Source organism: Bradyrhizobium sp. CSA112, assembly GCF_029051645.1.
Classification (GTDB): Bacteria; Pseudomonadota; Alphaproteobacteria; order Rhizobiales; family Xanthobacteraceae; genus Bradyrhizobium.
Genome location: NZ_JAACFS010000063.1, coordinates 1 through 21,086 on the forward strand (window position 1 = coordinate 1; position 21,086 = coordinate 21,086).

Consider the following 21,086-nt stretch of genomic DNA (forward strand, 5'->3'; position numbering starts at 1 on the left):
TAAGAGACAGGTGTTGGCTTGCTCCGGAATCGGCCAGGACGAGGCCCGCGGCGTGCCATTCTGAAACGGCCGCGCTGCCGCCACGTTGCCCTCAAGGACAATATGCGGCGATATCGAGCTGTGGTGTTTTGGCGCCGGGCAGAACCTTCTGCCGTGTTCTAGCGATACGCGGGGCCGCGATGAGAATTGATCTGTCAGCCAATATGGGGACGCAAACTCTCAGTGCCCAGCCCGTTAGCCCCTGTCGAGACCTCGTTGAACGGGCTGAGGTGCTGGCGCTCGCCGAAATCGACGAGCCCCTCCAGATCCCAGCTCTTTGCGCCGCTCTTTCGGTCAGCGAGCGCGCGCTTCGCAAGGCATTTCACAGGATCCGTGGTCTTCCGCCCTGCCGGCATCTTCGAATGCTGCGATTGTCACAGGCAAGACGCGCGCTGATGGACACTGACAGCGGTCTCTCGACCGTAACAGAGATTGCTACCGGGTTTGGGTTCCTGGAATTGGGACGCTTCTCGGTTGAGTACCGAAGAGCGTTTGGCGAAAGCCCCTCTCAAACCTTGCAACGCGCATCAAGTGCAAGTGCGCATTTGGTCCGGACCGTTGAGCACGAAGACCGAGTCGAACTTTATGTATGAGAATTCGCGCGGCGCATCTTGGCGCCGAAGCCGCAGCAATCTGAGAGTGACATTGGAGCCACAGCAAAGGACCGAGGTGGATAGACGACCGATTTTGCATAGTCATTACCAGCACGCGGATGTTCAGTCGCGAATCTGGCGCATCGTGGTATTGAGGATGACATGCAGATGACGGGCTATATTTCCAAGCAGGCGTCCACCCATCGGATCGCGCACTCCGCTGGCCTGGCTATGTTGTTATTTGGCTCGCTGTCTGGCGGGGCCTATGCGGACGAAAGCGGCGTGTCGTACTGGCTGCCTGGGCGGTTCAGCAGTCTGGCTGCCACTCCCCAGGTGCCGGGCTGGTCTTGGGCCGAAGTCTACTATCATACCTCGGTCGGAGCATCCGGAGGCGTGGCGGCCGCAAAGCAGATCCAGATCGGAAGGATCCCCGCGAACGTCAACGTCAGCCTGAATGCAAGTCTTAATGCCCAGGCCGACCTCGTGCTGCTTAACCCGACATACACGTTCGCTACACCCGTGCTGGGTGGACAACTGGCCCTAGGTGTTATCGGCCTGTTCGGTCGAGCCAGCACCGGCATCGACGGCACGCTCACGACAGCGGTTGGTCCCCTTGTGACGACCCGGACGGGAAGCATCTCAGATTCGCTTACATCGGTTGGAGACCTGTATCCGCAGGCCACACTAAAGTGGAATGCTGGCGTGCATAATTTTATGACCTACGTGACCGGAGACATCCCGGTTGGCGCCTACGATCCCAATCGTCTCTCCAATCTCGGCATCGGTCACGGCGCAATCGACGGCGGTGGCGGCTACACCTTTTTCAATCCAGCGGCAGGACAAGAGTTTTCGGCTGTCGCGGGCTTTACCTACAACTTCAAGAACCAGGACACGCAGTATCAGAACGGCATTGATTTCCACCTTGACTGGGGCGTTTCCCAATTCCTCTCGAAGCAGGTTTTCGTCGGGTTTGTCGGGTACGCTTATCAGCAGATCACCGACGATTTCGGTCAACACCCCATCCTCGGCGGATTCCGGTCCCGCGTTGCGGGCATTGGCCCGCAAATCGGGTTTCTGTTTCCGGTTGGAGACATGCAGGGATATCTCAACCTGAAAGGATATGGCGAATTCGCTGCCGAGAACCGGCCATCGGGATGGAATACTTGGGTGACGTTCTCGATCTCGCCGATGGCGCCGACCAGCACCGTGACGCCGACGCGGCGGATCGTGAACAAGTGAGACAACACGGGCAGTTCCGCAGAAGCTGCGGAGTTGTCGTATCCCTGTGCACTTAATTTAATTTGCGCAGCATGGTCCGGCGATGGCTCATCAAGTATTGAAGCCTGTGGGCTGTCAGACTTAGCGCGGCCATAGCGGGGCTGTCGGCCCCCTCGCCATTCGCGTTCCTGGCGAGTTCAGACTTCAGGATATCGTCGATACGCTTTTCTATTTCTTCCAATTGGGCTTCGCTCTTGGCACCCTTGATCTCGTTGCCGAACTCATAGAGCGGTTCGAGCATGCTTTGCGGGGTATTTCCAGAACCTGCGAAGCGCCAAGCTGCAACAATGATCGAGATCAACGATCCCAGCAGCAATGACCCATAGTACAGCTTGTCGTCATACTTATCGAGAAAGCTCTGCTGGTTTCCGTTGTAGTACGTAGCAGCTCCGGGATGGATAGGGATCAGCGCGTCGGCGTCGGTGCTCGGTGCGGCAGCTTGCGCCAGTATCGGATATTGGGACAGCAGGTCTCTTCGGACGTCGACCAGCGACTGCGTCAGGTCGGTGATAGTGCCGTTATTCACCGACTTGTTGGCAACAAGGAAATATGAAACGCGAAGCGAGGTAAGGTCATCGGATGGAACGGGTGGCGCGCCCCGCAAGGTCCCCTTTGGAATGTCGTAACTCTCGTAATACTGCGCGACGTTCGCCACGGCGCCGGCCGATTCGATTGCGATCAGTTTCGGAGCCGATCCTTTTGGGTGCTCCCGCTGAAAGAACTGTCTGACCTTGGTCAGGTACTTCTCGGTAAGAGGAGCGACAGCAAGAAGGGCGTGAACCCGTCCGGATGAAAGCGCGGTCGCGCCGTCGGCAATTGAGACATCCTGGAAAATGACCTTTGCGCGATCAAGCGGGTAAACTTGCTTCAGCGCGTCTACCGTGGGCCTGTTGATCGCACCTCCGATGACGCCGATCGTTGTATTGCGAAGGTCGCCGAGACTATCGCCGCTCGCCGTCGAAGGCGCCATGAGCAGAACCACGCCGTGGGTCAGGAGAAGCACGCTCCTGGCATCCTCCAGGCCACCGGTATCGCCGCGAACGACGGCGAGGTCGGCCTTGTGCGTAGCCAGCAGTTCCGATGCCTTGGCCGATGTATTGGTATCCACTACCTTCAATCGGACGTGGGCGTTCGAAGTCGTCAGGCGCGCCGCGACTGCGGAAATCAACGACAAGGCCTCTCCGTCAATCGAGCCGACCGCCACTGTCAAAACGACAGGCTTGGCGAAGTAGCGATAAGACAACCACCCGCCGCTTATGATAGCCGCGGCAGCGGCCCCCACTATCGTTAGCCTCAGCCATCGCGGCCACAGGCTGATCGCTGGGCTGGCCATCGGGTTCAGGGCGCCAAAGCCAGCGTGAGGCCCGACACGCCCAGCGACACGTTCAAACCCGCCTGCCCCTCGACCGATAATGGTTGCAGGGCAATCGTCCGATTTGAGCCGCCAAACAGGACGTTAGCTCCGACCCCTACTCCGACTGCAACGTCGCCGCTGGCGCCGACATACTCGCCCGCCAGCGCCCCGATCGGCGCCCCCTGAGTGGGAGCAAACACGCCCCACGCCATTACCCCGCCCGCGGTGATCCCGAGTTCGAGCCCGACTGTATTCATCACACCGTTATAGTTCTGAGGGGGATACGGCCCGTTGGGTGCATACTTGCAACTCATCCGCTGGCTTTCGGCGACAATCAGGCCGATGCTGGGGGCCAGGTTGCAAGTCAGCATCCCAGCCTGGACGCCCGGAGGGGGCTGTTGCGCCGAGGCGAACGCGGGACCGAGAAGAATGAACGCCGCGAGACCTATAACCCTAACAGAACGGGGCTTGGGCATGATCGATCACTCCCTGCGAGGCTCGCACCGCTCGCTGTTATAGATGAGCCCACTCGGGCTGATGTGCTGGAGTAGCTATACGAACCGGCGTAGTCATCTGCCTATGCAAAATCGGACCGTGATCGGCAAGCAACGCTGATTATCTGTCCCAACGAATCGACGGCTCAATGCAGACGACGTAGATTTTGCATAGGCGATCGATCGGATCGTGCGTTACGTGGCTGCGAACAAGTCGGGCGGCCTAGACGACGCGGCCTGATCGTGAACGGAAGCCCGCTCAATGTTGACAGACACGCCGTCCGTAACTCAGCTATCTCAAGTGATCTCGCAGTCAGCGGCCCCCGCCTTCCTGCTGGGCGCACTGGGCGCCTTCATCGCTATCCTGATCTCCCGCCTGAACCGGATCGTTGATCGGACGGTGATCCTGAACGGAATCCCGGATGACGATACCGTCCGATGCCGGCTGAAGGCTGATCTGCCGCGTCTCATGCAGCGCGCGGCGATGATGAACCGGGCGATCTTCTGGGCAGTGACCGCAAGTATCTCGGTGACGCTTCTTGTGATCGTCGCTTTTGTAACGGCGTTCTTTCAGATACAGCACGAACGCGGAGTCGCCATCTTCTTCATGATTTCGCTCGGCGCGTTCACCATCTCGCTGGTCGATTTTGCCCGTGAGGTCCGGATCGCGCTGAGCGAATATGATCACTACGGCTGAGCTTGCTACCGCAGCCACTGCCCCATTTGGAGGCAGGTCTGCAAACTGACGTAACTTGGCGTGCCGCCAATGCTCTCTTGCGAGACACAGCTTGCCCGGCTTGGCGCAGGAAATTTCGACCACCGGCCGGCCAGCTGCCGCTTTGCCTTCTGTTCGTCATTGATACAGCTCCTTAGCGACTGATCAACGGAGAGGCTGGCGGTAGCAGCGACATCGAGCTTGCAACTCCGCGCGATATCGAACTTCGGCACACCGCCAGCCACCGGCATGACCAACTGCGAACTCAGAACAATCATTGAAATTGAGATGGGCATCCCCTCATTCGCATTTTTGGCTCAACGGTCACAACGAAACCGCTTTCGCAAATCATGTCTATTTAGGCACGGCGCCGTCTATGCAAAATCCGCCTACAGGAAAACGACTCCTGGGATACTCAAGACATAGCCGCATGCACGGGTAACATCCTGTTCGGCATTGATGTCAAGGTCGCCAGAGCGGGCTGTTCAAATTCTACCTCGTGTTCGCGATTGCCTACTGCAAAACCTGGTCCGGATTGCAGCTCCGGACGTATCGGTTGCCCAAGTTCATGCGAAGCGGGCGAGCATGGGCGCGCGGCGCGAGGTTGGCATGGGCGATGACGGAGCGTTATCGGTCGGCGAAACGGGCCGAGAAGCGGCGCGGGGGACGCGGTGCGAACCGCACAGGGCACAGGGCTACACAATCACATCGCATGACAATCGGCTCGCCGGCAAATTCCTCTCGCCTGAAGTCAGGATCAATGCTGCTGGCAGGCCGGGCTTATGATGCCGATTGGATCAGACGGCTTGTCGCTGAAAAGGGCGCTTGGGCTAACATCTCGTAACGAACCGATCTGTATCTCTATCGAGCGCGCAAACTGATCGAAACATTCTTCAATGAGATCAAGCAGCGTCGTCGAGTCGCCACTTGTTACGGCAAGTTGGCGGCCAACTATCGGGGCCTTCATCCATCTCGCATCAAAACGGCTGTGGCTGCGCGTTGATGGTACACGCCCTAGCTAGTTCAATCAACAGGAACTGGCGAGATCTCACATCACACCTCAACGACCGCTTCGCGCCAGAAGCCGCCATTCCCCGCAAGGGCGAGGCAGGCAGGACCGACCTACCGCCGCGCCCTCTGGGCATTGTCTATCTTTCAATTCTGGCCGGCAACGTTCCAGCCGCGTGCGCCGTCGCCTGCCGCTTCCCAGCCGGTGTTAGTCACGATCAGCGTATCCTCGAGCTTAATGTAGCCGCGGGTCGGATGCGGCAGCGCCGTCTCGATCGAGATGACCATTCCAGGCTGCAATGGACGATCGGCATCATAAGCCGCGTACGGCACCGGGCCGTGATCGGACAGACGAGGCGCTTCGTGACTGATCAGGCCGATGCCATGCGCGGTGAAATCCAGGATGTCGCGATGCGGAGAGGATTTCACCGCCGCTTCGCCGGCGGTGACGATTTCGCCGCCCGCCGTACCCGGCCGGACGACCTTGCGCGCTATCTGCTGGATTTCCTCGACCTCCTGCAACAATTCCTTCAGCTGGGCGTCGGGCTGCCCGAGGATGCCCATGCGGCAGAGGTCACCGATGTAGCCGTGAAAATTGCCACCGGAGTCGAGCGACATCGCGTCGTCCCGCTCCAACCGCTGGTTCGACGGCGCGCGGTTGCGGCTTGTCCCCGCTGTTATCAGGCAGTATTCGAACGTCAGATCGCGCGCCTGCTCTTCCTTCCTCAGCCGGTCGACGACACCGTGCTTGCTCATTCCGGGTTCGCAAGCCTTGAACGTGGCCTGCATGGCGCTGACGACGCGCGCGGAAGCCTGACGGACAAGCTCGATCTCCGCTGCCGTCTTGATCGCGCGCAACCGTTCCAGCACGAACTGCCCATCGAGCAACTCTACATTGCCGAGTTGAGCACCGAGAAGTTGCCTGGCGTCAGCGGGCAGAAAACTTGGTTCAATACCCACCCTCCTCACGCCGTCGCCGAGCTGTTTGATATGTTGGACAGCAGTTTCGGTCGCGTCGAGCGTTCCCCAGCACGACGTCTTGACGATCGGCGCCGGAATGGTTCCCAGCTCGCGCTCGAAACCCTCCATGCGATTACCGACATAAAGCGTGTTTTCGGGCCGGCCCCTTTGATAAACGACGACAGGCAAATAGCGGCTGACGCCGATCGCATCCATCGCGTCGAAAAAGAAAAAGCGGTAGCCACCCAACAGGTACTGGACGTTATGCCGCGAGGTGGCGACGAGGACATCGAGGTCCGCCTCCCCCATCAGCCGGTCGAGCTTCACCGTATCGAACGGCGGCTTCGCTGCGGCTTCGCTGTGCGTATGGTTCATGATATTCAATTCCTCTCGAGGGTTACGCCGCGGTTTTTGCCGTCACCGGCTTCGACGCTGCACTCCCGCTCCTTGTGCCGCCGAACAACGAGACCGGGCGCCCATGCGGCTCGACGCCAAGGAAGGTAAAGGCAAGTCCGACCAGAAGGCCTGCACCAGCCAGAAAGATGAACGCCGGCGTCACAGCAGATGCAGTCGCCTGCGGATGCACGAAATTGTCGGCACCCGCGATTACGGCGAGACACAGCGGCCCCACGATCTTGCCGACGCCATTGGCGAATTGTGCCAATCCAACCGCGCGCCCGCTGAGCTGAACCGGGAATATCTCCGCCGGATAGGGGGCGAGATTGGAGAACCCGCCGTCGAAGAACAACGCACCGACGATCAGGAAAACCAGGAACAGTGGCACCGAGCCGACGAAATCATTATGGAAGAATGCGGCCAATCCCAGTGAAATGGCGATGCCATATCCCATCAGCTGACCGCACGGCTTGCGGCCGACCCGATGGGCCAGAAAGGCAAACCCGGTCCGGCCGAGCACGCCGGCAAGACTGACATAGATGAACATCTTCGCTGCATCCTGGGGCGCGACCCCGAGCAACAGGGCGACGATCGTAGGTCCCCACAGGAAGACGCCATAATTGGCGGTGCTGGCGCCGAACCAGATCAGCACCGTCAGCCAGAAACGCCGTTGTTCGGCAAACAAATCGGCAAACCGAGCGCGGCTTGCGGCTGGTAGCGCCGGCAGGGCAAACGGTTGATCGCCGACCTGGTAGAGCTTGCGGATGCTGGTCTGCGCTTCCCGTACCCGGCCCTTGCTGATCAGCCAGCGCGGCGACTCCGGCATGACAAAAGCGGTCAGGATCGCGAGGATGATCGGCAGGAAGCCGACCGCGGCGAGCCCGCGCCAACCAACCAGCGGCAGCAGATAGCTCGCCGTGATCGATGCCGACAACACGCCAAAGGCGACGGGAACTACCACGAGGCTGGTAACCAGCGTCCTGTGGCGGGTCGGCGCGAATTCGACGATCGCCGGCACGGCTGCCGCCGCGCCCGCCGCAAGGCCAAAGCCGACGAAGAAGCGCAGTATCGCAAAGAAGATCCAGCCGTCCTCCGGTATCAGCGCAATCGCTCCGGAACTGAGGCCGCAGATCAGGACACCGGCGACGGCGAGCGGCTTGCGGCCAAAACGATCGGCGAGGAAGCCCGACGCCAGCGCGCCAAGCATGGCGCCGATGCCGGCGCTCATCAGCATGATCGAGGTCTGCCCGAAGGTCAGGTGCCATTTCGGCGCCAGCACCGACACCAGAAACCCGACCACGAAGAAATCGAAGAAGTCGACCACGCCGGTCACGGCGAAAAGGATGATCGATAGCCAATATCGCGTTGTTACCGGCGCTTCGTCGAATGGCACTACGCTCGTCTGGTCGGCCATTTCTCTTCTCCCCGTGTTGTCGACCCGCCTCTTACGAATTCAGAAATGCAATCACCGCCTCCGCCACGCGTTCAGGCGCTTGGATCGACGACACATGTCCGACCTGCTCGATCACGCGCGTCTTGGCGCGCTTGAGATCGCGCGCAATGGCAAATGTTTCCGCGTTCGGAATCAGGCGATCCTCGCTGCCGGCGAGCAGAAGCGTCGGGCGATCGAAGCCTGAAAGGTCGGCCGCGACCGGCTGCGCCAGGACGCCGCCACGCCGCGCCTTCTGGCCGTCGTCACGGCTGTTGCCGCGAAATATCTCGATCAGTTCGGGCCGGTCGCGCAGGCAATCCGGCGGAAAGAAGAACTCCGCAATCTTCGGCGCGTTGGCCGCGGTATCCGCGCGGTAGGACGCCAGCCTGCGGAAAACATCCGCATTCACCTCCAGCGGGCTCTTGTTGACTTTCCACGTGCTGCTGAGGATCAACCTGTCGATGCGATCCGGATGCCGCGCCGCCAGCACCTGCGCGATCAGGCCACCCAGCGAGGTCCCCATCACATGGGCGCGGTCATGGCCGAGCCCGCCGATCAGGGCGTCCGCATCATCGGCGAGGTCAGCCAGCGAATAAGTCGCGGTGATATTGCGCGTGGCGCCGGAATCGCGCTGGTCATAAGCGATGACGGTAAAATGGTCGCTCAGCGCGCGTACCAGGTCGTCGAACATCGCATGATCGGCTTCGCCGCCGTGCAACAACACGAGCGGGGCTCCGCGGCCGGTTTTTTGATAGGCCGTAGTGACGCCATTGGCTTCGAACGTGTGCATCGAAGCCTCCCCTAATGCAGCAGCGTCGAGAGCGCGCCGGCGAGTTCCTTTGCCGGATCCGATGGTATCCACGGCATCCGCCACGCCACATGCCCATCAGGACGCACCAGCACGGCGCCGCGCATGCCCAACTGATATCCGTCTGCCGGATCAGCCGCGGGCAACTGCCTGAGCTGCAACGCCATGCCGGTCTTTTCGGAAACCTGGCGCCCCGCTTCGAGCCACTCGTTGCCGAGCGGGCCCGTGACGACGGCGAATTCCTTGTCGAACCAGTCCAGCGTCGAATGCTTCCGCGCGGAGTCCAGCCACATATGCGGAAAGCGCGCGCCGGGGCGATCGGAAGGCGTGTAGTAGCGCGAGTTCAGTGCCTTGGCGACGGTGCCGTCCGGGATCACCGCGCCTTCCTCGTAATTGTGTCCGAGATTCTGGCCGATGCTGTGAAGATGATTGTCCATATCGTTGATCCAGAACCGGATCCGGTCCGGGTTCCGGGATCTCACCGCATCGTCGGTGAGGCCGAACCGCAGGCGATTGCCGAAGCTAAAATTGGCATTGGACTGGGCGACAGGCCGACGCTCGCTGGAATAGCTGTCGAGCAGGCGGTCGTCCGCCCAACCCTTGAGAACGAACGCCAGCTTCCAGGCGAGGTTATGCGCGTCCTGCACCCCGGAGTTCAGGCCGAAGCCGCCGGTCGGTGGAAAGCGATGGGCGCAGTCGCCAACCAGAAATACCCGGCCCTTCCGGAACGTTTCGGCGACCTGCATGCTGACGCGCCAGACCGAGCGGTTGAGCAGCGTCACATCGAGGTCAGGGATTCCGACATGCCCACGCGCGATTTCGATGAACTCCTGATCGGTCCAAGGCCGCTCGCGATCGTCCTTGGTGAGACCGATCTGCGTCACCGTCAGCCACCGATCACGGCCGTTGGTGTTGAGGATGCCCGCGCGCGGCAGGCCGGGCTTGTCCGGGATGACGATGAAGCCCGCCGCCTCGCGCGCAATCGGCAGGCTCGACAGATCGGCGCGCCAATACTCGTTCGACATCACCGCCAGCGTGGCCGGCCCGACCATCTCGATGCCGGCGTTGCGGCGGGTTCGGCTGCCGGCACCATCTGCGGCAATCAGGTAGGTCGCGCTCCATTCGGTGATTTCGCCGGTCGCCTCGGAGCGCGTCCTGACACGGACGCCGCTGTTGGTTTCCTCGAATGATTCACATTCGGTGCTAAACAGCACGGTGGCATGTTTCGACCGCTCGACGACGCGCAGGATTTCTTCCTCGACGGCATCCTGAGCGACCAGACTCTTCCACGCCGGCGTATGCCCGACATTCGGTTCGGGCCGTGTGCGGCCGAACTCATGTCCCGCGATGCTGTCGAGGAACACGAACATGTCTGAGTTCTCTTGCAGGCCGCGGTCGCGGATCGCCGTTTCGATCCCCCACTGCCTGAAGATCTCCATGGTTCGGACCCAGCAGCCGCGCGACTTTGGATGATCTGTTGTCGTCGTACTCTTCTCGACCACGACGCAATCGATGCCGAACCTGTCGAGCAGCAGCGACATTGCGAGCCCGACCGGGCCACCGCCGGCGATGAAAACGGTCGTCTGGCGTGCTTCGTCCGCGGCGATGCCCATGCCCGTTCTCTCCCTGTATTTATTTTGGGCAGAGACTGCCCTAATTCTGTTATCTCACAAGAATATGTTTGATATGGTTGCTATCTTAATTTGAGAAGGATGCTGAAATTGGACCTGCGGCAGCTTCGTTATTTCGTCGCGGTCGCCGAACGCGGCGGATTCGCGGCTGCGGCCAGCACGCTCAATATCGCGCAGTCGGCACTCAGCCGGCACGTCAAGGAACTCGAGCGCGAGCTTGGCGGTGCGCTGCTTGAACGCGGCGCGCGCGGCGTAACCGTGACCGAGTCCGGCAAGGTGCTGTTGGCACGCGGCCGCTGGCTGTTCGGCACCATTGATGACATCAAGGCCGAAGTACGAACGGAAAACCGCGAGCCCAGCGGCACGGTGCGGTTGGGCGCGCCCTCCAGTCTCGCCGATATCTTCTATGCGCCACTCGCCCATCTAATCGTGAAGCGTTTCCCACGGGTGCGGCTCGAATTGAGCGAAGGCCTGACGGAGGGAATGTGCGACCGCCTGCTGCGTGGCGAACTCGATCTCGCCGTCGTCACCACGCCGCAGCCCAATGATCACCTCGATTACGAAACGCTAGTGGTCGAGCAGGTATTCCTGATTGGTCCGCCGCGTGATCCCCTGCTCAAACGCGGCAAGCTGACCCGCAAGGAATTCGAAGGCCTGCCGGCCGCCATCGTGCCGCTCAGCCGCAATCCGTTCCCACCAACGGTGCCGTTCTCGCTGCGGGTTGACAGCGCCGTTCCGATGAAGCGAATCGTGGCCTCCGGCCTCGGTTATGGCCTGCTGCCCTTCTCCGGCATTCACGAAGAGATCGAGGCAGGCAAATTGTCGGCCGCACTCTTGCCGTGGATGCGCGCCGATCGCGTATTGGCGCTGCCACGCGGTCGTCCGGTGAGCCGCGCCACGCGTGAAGTTTTCACGGGATTGATGCAGGTTTGCCAAGACCTAGTTGATGAAGGAAAAATTCTGGTTGCCAAGCCGCGCAAAACTTCTCGCTGATGACTTCAAGCCCTACGCATAAATTGGTGGCTTACTGAACATTTCCCATCCTCTCGCTCCAGACGCTCGTAAGGTCTTGATGGAAATTTTAGCCTCGTGCGTCGGCGAAATCCCGGTGAGCAGGTCAACGACTGCTTTGCGCCAAAAGCTGCCCTTGGCAGCCTCGAAATCCAACTTCCGCCTTACCCCCGAAAGCAGACTCAACTCGGCAATCGCGGCATGTCTCAAATGTGCCACTTCCGGACTCGTGCGCCGCAGCAAGCATGACGACTATCGATCACCTTGTTGCCTCTCAAAACCAGCGTGTAGGGCAATCCCTGTCTTCCGCATCATGACGTGAGCACCGTTTCTTGACTTGCGTGGCAGAGGCACCCGCAGCAATTTGGAAGGACATTCGCGACGACAAAAGGCACGAGCGATGAACGCCCCTGAAGCCGATGACCCTGGGCCTGCTCCCGGTCCCTCGCTCTCACTCGACGACGCGGCGCTGGCGCGCGATTACGATCAAATCAGCGCGACGTGGCAGTTCGTAGCCGGCCAGTTCCTCGTCGACGAGCTTACGATCAAGGCGGGTGAGCGGGTGCTGGATGTCGGCTGCGGCACAGGTCTTCTGGCGCAATACATCGCCGACCGGACAGGCGCTTCCGGTTATGTGCTGGGGATCGACCCGCTGCCGTTGCGCATCGATATCGCGGCTGCGCGAGCGCGCCCGGGATTGGAGTTTCGGGTGGGTGATGCCTACGAGCTTGGCTGCTTTGCAGACGGCAGCTTCGACGTCCTCTGCCTGAATGCCGTGTTTCACTGGCTGCCTGAGAAAACAGGACCGCTGCGCGAGTTCGCGCGGCTTTTGCAATCCGGCGGGCGCCTCGGTATCAGCATGGGGCTTGGTCACCGCGAGTGGCCCCTGCGCGAGGCAGTTGCGCGCGTGCTGGCGCAGGCTCCCTTCGCGGACTATGCGATGCCGCCAAGCGCCAAGAGGTATCCAGTCACCGAGCAGGACATGCATGACATGCTGCCAGCGGCCGGCTTTGCGGTTGCACGGGTGCAGGTTCGCCAGTCCGTGCGCGAGATGGCCTCGGCCGAAGATTCGATCCGCCATTCCGAAGCCAGTTCGTTTGGAAATTTCCTGAGCCATCTTCCAGCGGAATCCAGGGCTGCGGCGCGAGACCTTATCAAGCGCGAGCTTGAGTCGATGGCAGCGTCCGGACCTCTCCGCGAAGTCAGAGATCGCATGATCGCGATCGGCGTGCGGCAATAGGGCAGTATTCGCACTCGGCGCCCAGCGGACATCCAGACTAGCGACGCCTGCGGCGACGCCGGGGCGAGGCCGTCGTATTCACAACCCTTGCGGCGAAAGCTTGCCGACCAAACCTAAAATCAACCCTGCGGCGCCGCCTCTGGTCGGCAATGTCTCAGTTGGGTCAATCACGTCACATTGACCGCTCGCCGCTCACTTCCGGTCTTCCTCCGGAAACGGACATCCTCAGAGCAGGCCGTCATGTCTCTAGGGTCCAGGCTCAATTGATTAAAGCCAGAATGCCACGGCGGCAACGAGGCACAGGGCTGAGAAGTAGTTCCGAGCGAGTTTGTCGTAGCGCGTTGCGATGCGCCTGAAACCCAACCGCTTCGCCAATGGGGAGATGTTCTTTTCCGAGGGCCGTTAGCGTGCTTGCTCGCGGCGCCGGTGAAGCGTCCGAGACCGGTCGCGAGCAGCGGCCCGCACAACCGCGGGCCACCGATCATTTCGACCGCCATGGGGTCATCCGCGGTATCCAGCGCGGGACGGCGGCGCGGAACGCCTCGTACTCTCTCCCAAACGTCCGCTCGAGCGTGGGTTCTTCGTACGCCACGACGAAGACGTGGAAGGCGAGCCAGAGCAGCGCGCCGTAGACGATGAGGCGCCAATCGCTCATCAGCACCGCTTGACCCAGGATGATGGCAACGACCGCGACGTATATTGGATTACGCACATAACGGTAGAGACCGGTCACGACGAGATTCCGGGTCGGCGCGATGGGCGCGGGGGTGCCGAGACCCTGCAGCGCGAAACGCGCAAATGCGTCAACGAGCCCAGGCACGCCTGCGAGAATCATTATCGCGCCGATGCCGCGCGTCAGCTCCAGACCAAGGAACGGCGGCCGGAGTTGCCAACCCGTGATTGACCATGGAACGAGCCCCGCCAGCGTACATGGGGCGACCACGAAGAAAACCGCCGAGCCCAGGACGGCAATGGTTCGTTGCACGGCGGTTCCCGACACTCGCTGCGAGCTCATTCCAACCTCCCCTTCATGGTTTCCCGTCGTCATCCGGGTGAGGGGCCAACAGCTGACATGCGGATCCCTTTGCCCACACTCGCCCTCGAACGAGACGTGCTTCCGCTCGCTATCTATGACACGGTCGCACAGGCAGACGGGGGACCCGCTACCACGGCCCACGCTCCTACTGTGCCGGCTGCACCAAGGGCTTGCCCTTCTCGACAATAAAGACAACCATCACCTTGACCGGATTGCTGCCCGCCGAGCCCTCGTTGTGGATCGCGCTATGAGGCAGTTGGAACGACTCGCCGACCTTGTAAATCTTCTCCGGCTGGCCATCGACGAGATACCAGAATTCGCCTTCTGTCACGTAGGCGAGCAACGGACCGGGATGAGAATGTCGTCCCGACTTGAAGCCGCCAGCTAATTCGGTGATGCCGAATACAACTTCATAGTTTGAACCCGGCACATCTACCTTCCCGAGCGGCGTCCGTTTGACCGGCGATGGCTGTACTGGCGACGGCTGTACTGGCGCTTGCTGTGCATGGGCAAAGCCGCCGAGTAACGCGACTATCACCGAACTGACGAGCAAAGACTGCTTGAGCATGGGACTTCTCCTTTTAAAAAAGGCCCCCGGCACGGACGTCGCTGCCCTTGTGCTGCCACGACCCGTTGCAGTATCCTATAGCAGCAACATTGGATACAATCAATATGGTTTTGGATTCAATATTGCGATACCAAGGACCCAAGAACATGCGGAAACTCAGAAAATTGAGCACCCCAGAGCCAGACGATACAGGTTTGCCGTCAGTCGCAACCTTGTCGGGGTCTATAGCCACATCAGCAGAACAGCTCGTCGCCAGTCTTGCCGACCGTATTTCCGCAAAGATTGTCGCGGGAGAGTATCCGCCGGGAAGCCGTTTGCGTCAGGAAGCGCTCGCCGAGGAATTTTCGGTCAGCCGCACCCCCATCCGCGAAGCGTTGCGGCAGCTTGAGGTGAAGGGCGTGATTCAACACCGGCCGAACCAAGGCGCAATCGTGCTCGCACCGAATGCGCCGGACATCCGAGATGCCTATCAGGTCCGGGCCGAACTCGAAGGGCTCGCCATATCGTTGGCGGTCGAATGGATTACGGACGAACAGATTGAGCGCATGCGCCGCGCTCAGAAACGATTTGCCAAAATCGTGGACACGCTGATCGCGGCCCGGAAGTCAAATGCGAAAACTCATCTTAAAGACGTTCCGAACTGGGTCGAATCGAACGATGAATTCCATGGTGTCGTCATCGAGGCCAGCGGAAACAGACGGCTGAAACAGGTGATCCAGGATTTGCATCTTGGTTTCACCAGAAACATCATGCTCTCGGCCCTGACGATGGACGGACGGCGCATGCGCGAAAATGTGGCTCAGCATGAGGCGATCCTGAGCGCGATCAGCCGACATGATGCGATCGAGGCGCGCAAGGCGATGACACACCATATTCTGCGCTCGGGAGAACTGGCCGTGTGGTGGCTCGAAAGCCAGGGCCGATTGGGCGCTTCCGGGCGATAGTCGTTCGTCGTCGGGCACGTCTCGCTGCTTCCATCCATCAAAGCCAAAGGACGTAATCTCGACGTTTGGCCGCCCGGTGACAGGCCTAACAGGGGGTATGCAGTTGGTGGTATGATCGGAGAGAGCCGAGATGCTTCTGACCAAAGCCCGTCGATTTTGCTAGGGGGCACCATGATCCGCCTTTTGCTGCTCGCGTTCCTTTCCATACTCGTTTTTGAACGCGTCGTTTTCGCGGAGTCGGGTCCAGTGTTCTCCGACACCGGTCCCGATGCGGAGGCATATGGTGCTTCGAAAGGATATCCGGTGCCCCCCTTTGAATACCCACCGGGTGTCCGGCAGGACTTCATGATTGGAACGTACAGTCATTTCGACAAGGTGCACCCGATGCGCACCGTTCCAAAACCAGCGACGCCATCGGTTTTGAAGTGCACGGCAGAGGAAATCGTACCAGTCTATCATTACGACGGGCGGCAGAAGGTGATCGGCGACTATCTCGAGACGCACCCTGTGACCGGCCTGCTAATCGCGCGCGGTGATACGATCCTGTTCGAGCACTATCGCTATGCCCGCAGCGATCGGGATCGTTTGCTCTCGAACTCCATGGCCAAGACGATCACGGCGTTGCTGGTCGGCATTGCGACCTCGGAAGGAGCAATCCGCTCGATCGACGATACCGCGGCAACTTATGTGCCGGAGTTGGCGGGGACGGAATACGGTGCCACGCCGTTGCGCGCGCTGCTCCGCATGTCGTCAGGTGTCGCGTTTCGCGAACAAACCTATCAGCCAGACGATGACATTATCAATTTTCATAAGGCGCTGGCGGGGAATAATCCGGTCGGTGCGATTGCCGCGCTTCGCCAAATCAACACGCGCGATGCGCCACCGAATACACGCTTCGCCTATGCCAGTTCGGAGACAGAGGTGCTCGGCCTCGTCGTCAGCCGTGCGGTCCGCATGCCGCTTGCCGACTATCTTGCGACGCGGATCTGGCAAAAGCTCGGTGCCGAGTCCGACGCCGCCTGGGCCATCGATCCAACAGGGCAGGAAGTGGCTTACTGCTGCTTCATCGCCACACTACGCGACTGGGCGCGCCTCGGATTGATGTTGGCAAATGACGGCGCCTGGAACGGCCAGCAGATTGTTCCGCGGCAATGGCTTCTCGATGCGACGGCGGTGCCACAGGATAGTCACCTACGCAATACAATTGCCCAGTCCTTGGGGGTACGGCTATCAGGTCTGGTTACTGCCGGGAGAGCGGCGGATGTTCCTTCTGTTGGGTATTAGTGGGCAGGGTCTCTTCGTCGACCCCGAGTCGAAGCTGATCATGGTGCAAACGGCGGTGCGTAAGTTGCCAGTTGGCGATCCGAAATCGCCGGAAGCTATGGCCCTGTGGTATGCGATCGTGGCGCAATACGGGCATCGTTAGATCCGCAGGTAGCACGTCCGTTCCGGGTCAATCGCGTCATTTTGGTCGTCGGCCGAGTACTTCCGGTCTTCCCCCTGGAAACGGACATCGCCAAGGGTGGTCGGCATGTCTCAAAGGTGCCACTTGCGGACTCATGCACTGCAGCAAACGTCGCTGTTATTCAATCATCTCGGCGGCAAGGATTGCAGATCGCCCCAGCAGCCTGGATATTGGCTCGCATTCATTCTCGTGCCTAAAATTGGCATTTTTGATCCCGATCCATTTTTGATCCCGATCCAAGGTAGACCCAGTCAAAGCTTCGTCCTACGATCGTCGTTGCGGACGGATAAACTATCAATCAGGCGGACGGGCGCCCTCCAGCATTTTTCGCCAACTAATCATACGGGAAGTCGTTCGAAGACTTTTTTGCGTTTTCTTTGGAATGAACGATGACTTGATTTGCGGGCTACTAATCACTGGAGCCTTCGATGACCAAAGAAACAAGAACTCCAGAGCCGCTCTACGATATGGATCTTTGTCAAGGTTCATTTCTGATCGAAATAAACGACCCTGCCGGTTTTAGACTAGGTCAACTCATCGCCATGGCGACCGTTCTACTTTTCGCTTTGCTTCTATTTTGTATAGCCAGCTGGGTCTAGGCGGCGCGTCTGCGTCATTACGGCTCTTTACCTGGAAGCGACCTGATTGTTCCTCGCACGCGAAATGACGCGAATCTTCAGTTCATATCAAACAGCGTCTGAGCTTCGCGGCTAAGCTGGCTTTTGCGCAACGAACAGAACATGAGCGAGGCGTCCCTCGCGCGCGAGGCGTTCTGCCACGGCTCTATACGTCGTGAACGTGTCGAACAGATTGTCGCCTTCGAGGGCTCGCAGTTCGGCGCTGTGATGCACACGGGCCGCGCAATGGCGCTTGGCGACGTCCGCCAGCGTGTGGGTAAGGTCTTCGCGATGCGTGAGCTTGAGGTATTTTTCGCCGAGGAGGCGCTCGCTCAGGCCCGGCACTGAGATCACAAAGGTAAATGACGGCGAGCGCTGCGCGATCTCCTCCTTCGATATCAGACCCGTAACGATCGGTTCGGTGAAGAGCAGTCGCCCCCCGGGCTTAAGCAGGCGTGACCATTCCGCAAACAATCGGTCCCGGTCGAGGAAGTGCCCGAGCGCGTCGATGCAGCAGATCGCGTCGAAGGCGCCGTCCGGGAAGCTCAGAGGCTGACCTGCGTCGCGCAGCTCGAAGCGGACCCGGGCGGCAAGATCGAGCTGTTCGGCAAGCGCGGTCGCGCTCGCCACGGCTTCTTGGTTGATCTCGATACCGACGACCGAACACCCCGTCCGGCGCGCAAGCCGCAGCGCCGGCGCTCCCCAGCCGGAAGCGACATCCAAAACGCTAGAGGCTCGCGCGACCTCGAGCATGGAAAAGAAGCGGTCATAGTCGGCCGTGGTGATCCAGCTGCTTTGACCGAAGTAATCGTCGTATACCTCGGAGAAGACCGCGTCTTGCAATTGCCGAAGCGCACCGGAGTAACGCACCCGATAAAATTCGGAGGATTGCAGCTCATGATTCGTCATCGCCGCCTCGGACCGAGCATCGCAAGCACGATGGCATTTGGTCTGCCACCAAACTTGATCTCCATGCCATCGACGCTTCAGATGCGTTCCATATTCGCATCGGCGATGACCGAAGCCCATTTGGCCACATCGCCGGCAACGCGCATCTTGAACTCTGCTGCACTTGTCGTCTTCGCCACCATGCCGGCGGCATGGAGGCGCTCGATCACAGCAGTCTCTCCTAGCAAGCATGCCATATCTGCGTTCTCCTAGCAATCGCGATCCGGACCTGATCCAACTCCTTCCGCCGGAGCGTGTCAGATCAGTCGACCTGCTGCTCGTCACTCACTGCGATCTTGCGCGAACCGCGCGCGTGCGCGCCGCCATGGATTTCCTGGTGGAGATCGCGCCGTCGTAGGCTTGGGGGAGGCGAGGCCACCAGAACATGGCTGTTGGAGTGGCTGCAATGTCCGAGTTGGGTCAACTCGGAAGTCCCTCTTTCGATCACCTCGTCGCCACGGGCGAACACTGGCTGCGATCGTCATTCGGGCAGCCCGGCTCGCCGCAATGCTTCTTCGTATCGCGAGAGGTCTTCGGCACGCCGCATAGGGGGGAGCAGGTCTTTGAGATTGGAAATACGTAGCGCGGGATTGAGTTGCCGCAGCCGAGCCATTGCCTTGTGTGCTTGCTCCGGCCGTCCGGCCATTGCATTACTTGCGGCAGCGATCCGTAATCCAGGTTGATAGTCCGGACTGTCCTGCAATGCCATTGCCGCCCACGGTGCCGCCTCGTCATAGCGGCCCAGGAAGAAATGTGCATGCGCGGTCCCGCTTCGCATTCTTAACAGCGACGGATCAAGTGGGCTCAGGCGCATGGCACGCGCGAAGCGCTCGATCCCCGCTTCCGGCTCGCCGAGCCAGTTTTTTACCCAGCCGCCGAAAGCCCATGCCTCGGCCAAATTAGAATTGAGCACAAGCGCGCGATCGATCAAGCCGGCGCCTACCCCGAGATCGCGAACAACATACGTTAACGCCCACCCGCTGGCGGCGAGCGCGATTGCGTCATCCTTGCCCAACTCAACCGCCCGCTGAGCCAGCCTCGTCACTTCGGCAATCTCGTTCGCTGTGCCTGAAATCCAGCCGTTGGTCTTGGCAATGGCGTAGCAATGGGCGGCACGACCGTAGGCCGAGGCAAAATCAGGGTCGAGCTCGATCGCGCTGTTGAACAGGCGTAATGCCTCTTCGTTCGCTTGCCGACTAGTAACCTGATAAAGCTTTGCCAAACCACGTAAATAGAGGGAATAGGCATCGAGGCTCTCGGTCGGCCTGCGCTTTGCACGCTCGATCTCGGCCTTCTCCACTGCCGGCGCGATCGCCCCGACAACGCTCTCGGTCACCTGGTCCTGCAGATCGAAGACGTCGCTGAGCCCACCATCAAACCGGTCTGCCCAAAGATGTGCCCCGGTGGCGGTATCGACGAGCTGTCCCGTGATACGCACCCGGTTTGCCGCCTTGCGAACGCTCCCTTCCAGCACGTAGCGCACCCCAAGCTCGCGCCCGATCTGCTTCACGTCCACGGCGCGCCCCTTGTATGTGAAGCTCGAGTTGCGGGCGATGACGAACAGCGCCTTGAAATGAGACAGCGCCGTGATGATGTCCTCCACTATCCCGTCGGCAAAATATTCCTGCTCTGGGTCGCCGCTCATGTTGATAAAGGGCAGAACAGCAATAGAGGGCTTATCGGGGAGCGTAAGGGCGGCGTCATCAACACGCAGGCGGGTCGGTACAGCTGGCACGGCGCGACCGTTTGGAACGCGCCAGACCCGCATCGGTTCGGCGATATTCTTCAAGGATTGCGAACCCAAATCCTCAAACGTTACATCTACCTTGCCACGAATTTGCCGACGAGCGTCGTCCGAGATGCTGATACCGCCCGGCTCTGCGATCCCTTCGAGGCGCACCGCAATATTGACCCCGTCACCAAAGATATCGTTCTCTTCGATAATGATATCACCGACATGAATGCCGATGCGGAGTTCGATCCGCTTGTCCTGCGGCACATCGATGTTTTGTTCGGCCATGCCGCGTTGAATTTCGTCGGCACATCGGACGGCGTCGACCACGCTGGCGAACTCAGCGATAGCGCCGTCCCCGGTATTCTTGACGACACGACCGTGATGCTGCGCGATTTTGGGATCGAAAAGCGTCCTTCTAAGCGCTTTCAGTCGCGCCAGCGTGCCTTCTTCGTCGATCCCTATTAAGCGGCAAGAGCCCGCGACATCCGCCGCCAGAATAGCTGCTAGTCGTCGCTCTACGTGCTCGCTGCTCAAGATGGTCCCCCGTACTGGGGAAATCGAATGGTTATATAGCACGATTGTGGGTCGATGTCCGGCTACGCCCAAGGTCCGAAATGGGTCATTCGCGTCATTTCGACCGCGCACTGACAACTTCCGGTCTACCCTACTAAACAGACATTCTCGGAATCTGCAAAATCGGACTCGCGCACTTTGAGACAAGAGAGGCCTGTCGACCGCTGCGTCGGCAAGGCCGAGCAATGTCGATGGCGCGGCTGGTCACCTTCCGTGCAAAGCGTCAGTCGTGCTTGAAGCC

21 protein-coding genes and 2 pseudogenes are annotated in these 21,086 nt (G+C 60.1%); 9 read left to right on the forward strand and 14 right to left on the reverse strand.

All coding sequences use genetic code 11. The annotated features are described in order from the left end of the window. Positions 1–800 precede the first annotated feature (800 nt). Entirely contained in the window at positions 801–1,871 is a 1,071-nt protein-coding gene (locus GWE18_RS40495) for a transporter (protein WP_275191095.1), read from the forward strand. 52 nt (positions 1,872–1,923) lie between these two features. Here the strand turns inward: GWE18_RS40495 and GWE18_RS40500 are convergent, their stop codons facing one another. Then, a complete protein-coding gene (locus tag GWE18_RS40500) occupies positions 1,924–3,153 on the reverse strand; it encodes a TAXI family TRAP transporter solute-binding subunit (protein ID WP_275191096.1) in 1,230 nt (409 codons plus the stop codon). Between the two features lie 95 nt (positions 3,154–3,248). Next, positions 3,249–3,740 carry a DUF992 domain-containing protein gene (locus GWE18_RS40505; protein ID WP_275191097.1) on the reverse strand — a complete coding sequence of 164 codons (492 nt, stop codon included), beginning with the start codon at positions 3,738–3,740 and terminating at the stop codon, positions 3,249–3,251. A 280-nt stretch (positions 3,741–4,020) separates the two neighbouring features. On the opposite strand from GWE18_RS40505, the gene GWE18_RS40510 reads away from it, so the two are divergent. Continuing rightward, positions 4,021–4,455, forward strand: coding sequence for a DUF2721 domain-containing protein (locus GWE18_RS40510; RefSeq protein ID WP_275191098.1), 435 nt, complete (start codon positions 4,021–4,023; stop codon positions 4,453–4,455). 5 nt (positions 4,456–4,460) lie between these two features. Here the strand turns inward: GWE18_RS40510 and GWE18_RS40515 are convergent, their stop codons facing one another. Next, positions 4,461–4,769, reverse strand: a complete 309-nt coding sequence (locus GWE18_RS40515) for a hypothetical protein (protein WP_275191099.1) — start codon at positions 4,767–4,769, stop codon at positions 4,461–4,463. A 443-nt stretch (positions 4,770–5,212) separates the two neighbouring features. Between GWE18_RS40515 and GWE18_RS40520 the strand changes: the two are divergent. After that, positions 5,213–5,495, forward strand: a pseudogene (locus tag GWE18_RS40520) (transposase); the annotation flags it as partial. Positions 5,496–5,628: 133 nt separating this feature from the next. Here the strand turns inward: GWE18_RS40520 and GWE18_RS40525 are convergent. From GWE18_RS40525 to GWE18_RS40540, 4 genes are read right to left on the reverse strand one after another with little or no spacing between them, the layout of a single operon-like run. Beyond that, positions 5,629–6,816, reverse strand: a complete 1,188-nt coding sequence (locus GWE18_RS40525) for a Xaa-Pro peptidase family protein (protein ID WP_275191100.1) — start codon at positions 6,814–6,816, stop codon at positions 5,629–5,631. Positions 6,817–6,838: 22 nt separating this feature from the next. Further along, positions 6,839–8,251, reverse strand: coding sequence for an MFS transporter (locus GWE18_RS40530; RefSeq protein WP_275191101.1), 1,413 nt, complete (start codon positions 8,249–8,251; stop codon positions 6,839–6,841). A gap of 31 nt (positions 8,252–8,282) precedes the next feature. Then, positions 8,283–9,059, reverse strand: a complete 777-nt coding sequence (locus tag GWE18_RS40535) for an alpha/beta hydrolase (protein ID WP_275191102.1) — start codon at positions 9,057–9,059, stop codon at positions 8,283–8,285. Between the two features lie 11 nt (positions 9,060–9,070). Beyond that, positions 9,071–10,690, reverse strand: a complete 1,620-nt coding sequence (locus tag GWE18_RS40540) for an FAD-dependent monooxygenase (RefSeq protein WP_275191103.1) — start codon at positions 10,688–10,690, stop codon at positions 9,071–9,073. A gap of 99 nt (positions 10,691–10,789) precedes the next feature. On the opposite strand from GWE18_RS40540, the gene GWE18_RS40545 reads away from it, so the two are divergent. Then, positions 10,790–11,701, forward strand: coding sequence for a LysR family transcriptional regulator (locus GWE18_RS40545; RefSeq protein ID WP_212423776.1), 912 nt, complete (start codon positions 10,790–10,792; stop codon positions 11,699–11,701). 418 nt (positions 11,702–12,119) lie between these two features. Beyond that, positions 12,120–12,959: a methyltransferase domain-containing protein gene (locus GWE18_RS40550; RefSeq protein ID WP_275191104.1), complete on the forward strand. Its 840-nt coding sequence runs from the start codon at positions 12,120–12,122 to the stop codon at positions 12,957–12,959. Between the two features lie 267 nt (positions 12,960–13,226). Here GWE18_RS40550 and GWE18_RS40555 read toward each other — a convergent pair. The 3 genes and pseudogenes from GWE18_RS40555 to GWE18_RS40565 form a co-directional block, all read right to left on the reverse strand. Then, positions 13,227–13,316, reverse strand: a pseudogene (locus tag GWE18_RS40555) (IS5/IS1182 family transposase); the annotation flags it as partial. A gap of 124 nt (positions 13,317–13,440) precedes the next feature. After that, positions 13,441–13,974: an isoprenylcysteine carboxylmethyltransferase family protein gene (locus tag GWE18_RS40560; protein WP_275191105.1), complete on the reverse strand. Its 534-nt coding sequence runs from the start codon at positions 13,972–13,974 to the stop codon at positions 13,441–13,443. A 166-nt stretch (positions 13,975–14,140) separates the two neighbouring features. Further along, positions 14,141–14,563: a cupin domain-containing protein gene (locus GWE18_RS40565; RefSeq protein WP_275191106.1), complete on the reverse strand. Its 423-nt coding sequence runs from the start codon at positions 14,561–14,563 to the stop codon at positions 14,141–14,143. A 146-nt stretch (positions 14,564–14,709) separates the two neighbouring features. Between GWE18_RS40565 and GWE18_RS40570 the strand changes: the two genes are divergently transcribed. The 4 genes from GWE18_RS40570 to GWE18_RS40585 all read left to right on the forward strand — a co-directional run bounded on the left by GWE18_RS40570 (position 14,710) and on the right by GWE18_RS40585 (position 17,571). Beyond that, entirely contained in the window at positions 14,710–15,507 is a 798-nt protein-coding gene (locus tag GWE18_RS40570; RefSeq protein WP_275191107.1) for a GntR family transcriptional regulator, read from the forward strand. A gap of 171 nt (positions 15,508–15,678) precedes the next feature. Continuing rightward, the gene (locus tag GWE18_RS40575) at positions 15,679–16,791 is read left to right on the forward strand and encodes a serine hydrolase (protein WP_275191108.1); all 1,113 of its coding nucleotides are present in this window, start codon (positions 15,679–15,681) and stop codon (positions 16,789–16,791) included. Continuing rightward, entirely contained in the window at positions 16,769–16,933 is a 165-nt protein-coding gene (locus GWE18_RS40580) for a hypothetical protein (RefSeq protein WP_275191109.1), read from the forward strand. Before GWE18_RS40575 ends, GWE18_RS40580 begins: the two co-directional genes overlap by 23 nt. A 467-nt stretch (positions 16,934–17,400) precedes the next feature. Next, complete coding sequence (locus GWE18_RS40585; protein ID WP_275191110.1) at positions 17,401–17,571, forward strand: hypothetical protein; 171 nt, start codon at positions 17,401–17,403, stop codon at positions 17,569–17,571. 111 nt (positions 17,572–17,682) lie between these two features. Here the strand turns inward: GWE18_RS40585 and GWE18_RS40590 are convergent, their stop codons facing one another. The 4 genes from GWE18_RS40590 to GWE18_RS40605 all read right to left on the reverse strand — a co-directional run bounded on the left by GWE18_RS40590 (position 17,683) and on the right by GWE18_RS40605 (position 20,806). After that, positions 17,683–18,498, reverse strand: a complete 816-nt coding sequence (locus tag GWE18_RS40590; protein ID WP_275191111.1) for a class I SAM-dependent methyltransferase — start codon at positions 18,496–18,498, stop codon at positions 17,683–17,685. A 77-nt stretch (positions 18,499–18,575) separates the two neighbouring features. After that, complete coding sequence (locus GWE18_RS40595) at positions 18,576–18,707, reverse strand: hypothetical protein (RefSeq protein WP_275191112.1); 132 nt, start codon at positions 18,705–18,707, stop codon at positions 18,576–18,578. 92 nt (positions 18,708–18,799) lie between these two features. Next, positions 18,800–19,006 carry a hypothetical protein gene (locus GWE18_RS40600; protein ID WP_275191113.1) on the reverse strand — a complete coding sequence of 69 codons (207 nt, stop codon included), beginning with the start codon at positions 19,004–19,006 and terminating at the stop codon, positions 18,800–18,802. Between the two features lie 12 nt (positions 19,007–19,018). Then, complete coding sequence (locus GWE18_RS40605) at positions 19,019–20,806, reverse strand: adenylate/guanylate cyclase domain-containing protein (protein ID WP_275191114.1); 1,788 nt, start codon at positions 20,804–20,806, stop codon at positions 19,019–19,021. Positions 20,807–21,086 lie beyond the last annotated feature (280 nt).

Bases quoted from the DNA above. Each gene is read 5' to 3' on its own strand.
- GWE18_RS40495 (WP_275191095.1), top strand. From the start codon at position 801: ATGACGGGCTATATTTCCAAGCAGGCGTCCACCCATCGGATCGCGCAC.
- GWE18_RS40505 (WP_275191097.1), bottom strand. From the start codon at position 3,740: ATGCCCAAGCCCCGTTCTGTTAGGGTTATAGGTCTCGCGGCGTTCATT.
- GWE18_RS40510 (WP_275191098.1), top strand. From the start codon at position 4,021: ATGTTGACAGACACGCCGTCCGTAACTCAGCTATCTCAAGTGATCTCG.
- GWE18_RS40515 (WP_275191099.1), bottom strand. From the start codon at position 4,769: ATGCCCATCTCAATTTCAATGATTGTTCTGAGTTCGCAGTTGGTCATG.
- GWE18_RS40525 (WP_275191100.1), bottom strand. From the start codon at position 6,816: ATGAACCATACGCACAGCGAAGCCGCAGCGAAGCCGCCGTTCGATACG.
- GWE18_RS40530 (WP_275191101.1), bottom strand. From the start codon at position 8,251: ATGGCCGACCAGACGAGCGTAGTGCCATTCGACGAAGCGCCGGTAACA.
- GWE18_RS40535 (WP_275191102.1), bottom strand. From the start codon at position 9,059: ATGCACACGTTCGAAGCCAATGGCGTCACTACGGCCTATCAAAAAACC.
- GWE18_RS40540 (WP_275191103.1), bottom strand. From the start codon at position 10,690: ATGGGCATCGCCGCGGACGAAGCACGCCAGACGACCGTTTTCATCGCC.
- GWE18_RS40545 (WP_212423776.1), top strand. From the start codon at position 10,790: ATGCTGAAATTGGACCTGCGGCAGCTTCGTTATTTCGTCGCGGTCGCC.
- GWE18_RS40550 (WP_275191104.1), top strand. From the start codon at position 12,120: ATGAACGCCCCTGAAGCCGATGACCCTGGGCCTGCTCCCGGTCCCTCG.
- GWE18_RS40560 (WP_275191105.1), bottom strand. From the start codon at position 13,974: ATGAGCTCGCAGCGAGTGTCGGGAACCGCCGTGCAACGAACCATTGCC.
- GWE18_RS40565 (WP_275191106.1), bottom strand. From the start codon at position 14,563: ATGCTCAAGCAGTCTTTGCTCGTCAGTTCGGTGATAGTCGCGTTACTC.
- GWE18_RS40570 (WP_275191107.1), top strand. From the start codon at position 14,710: ATGCGGAAACTCAGAAAATTGAGCACCCCAGAGCCAGACGATACAGGT.
- GWE18_RS40575 (WP_275191108.1), top strand. From the start codon at position 15,679: ATGATCCGCCTTTTGCTGCTCGCGTTCCTTTCCATACTCGTTTTTGAA.
- GWE18_RS40580 (WP_275191109.1), top strand. From the start codon at position 16,769: ATGTTCCTTCTGTTGGGTATTAGTGGGCAGGGTCTCTTCGTCGACCCC.
- GWE18_RS40585 (WP_275191110.1), top strand. From the start codon at position 17,401: ATGACCAAAGAAACAAGAACTCCAGAGCCGCTCTACGATATGGATCTT.
- GWE18_RS40590 (WP_275191111.1), bottom strand. From the start codon at position 18,498: ATGACGAATCATGAGCTGCAATCCTCCGAATTTTATCGGGTGCGTTAC.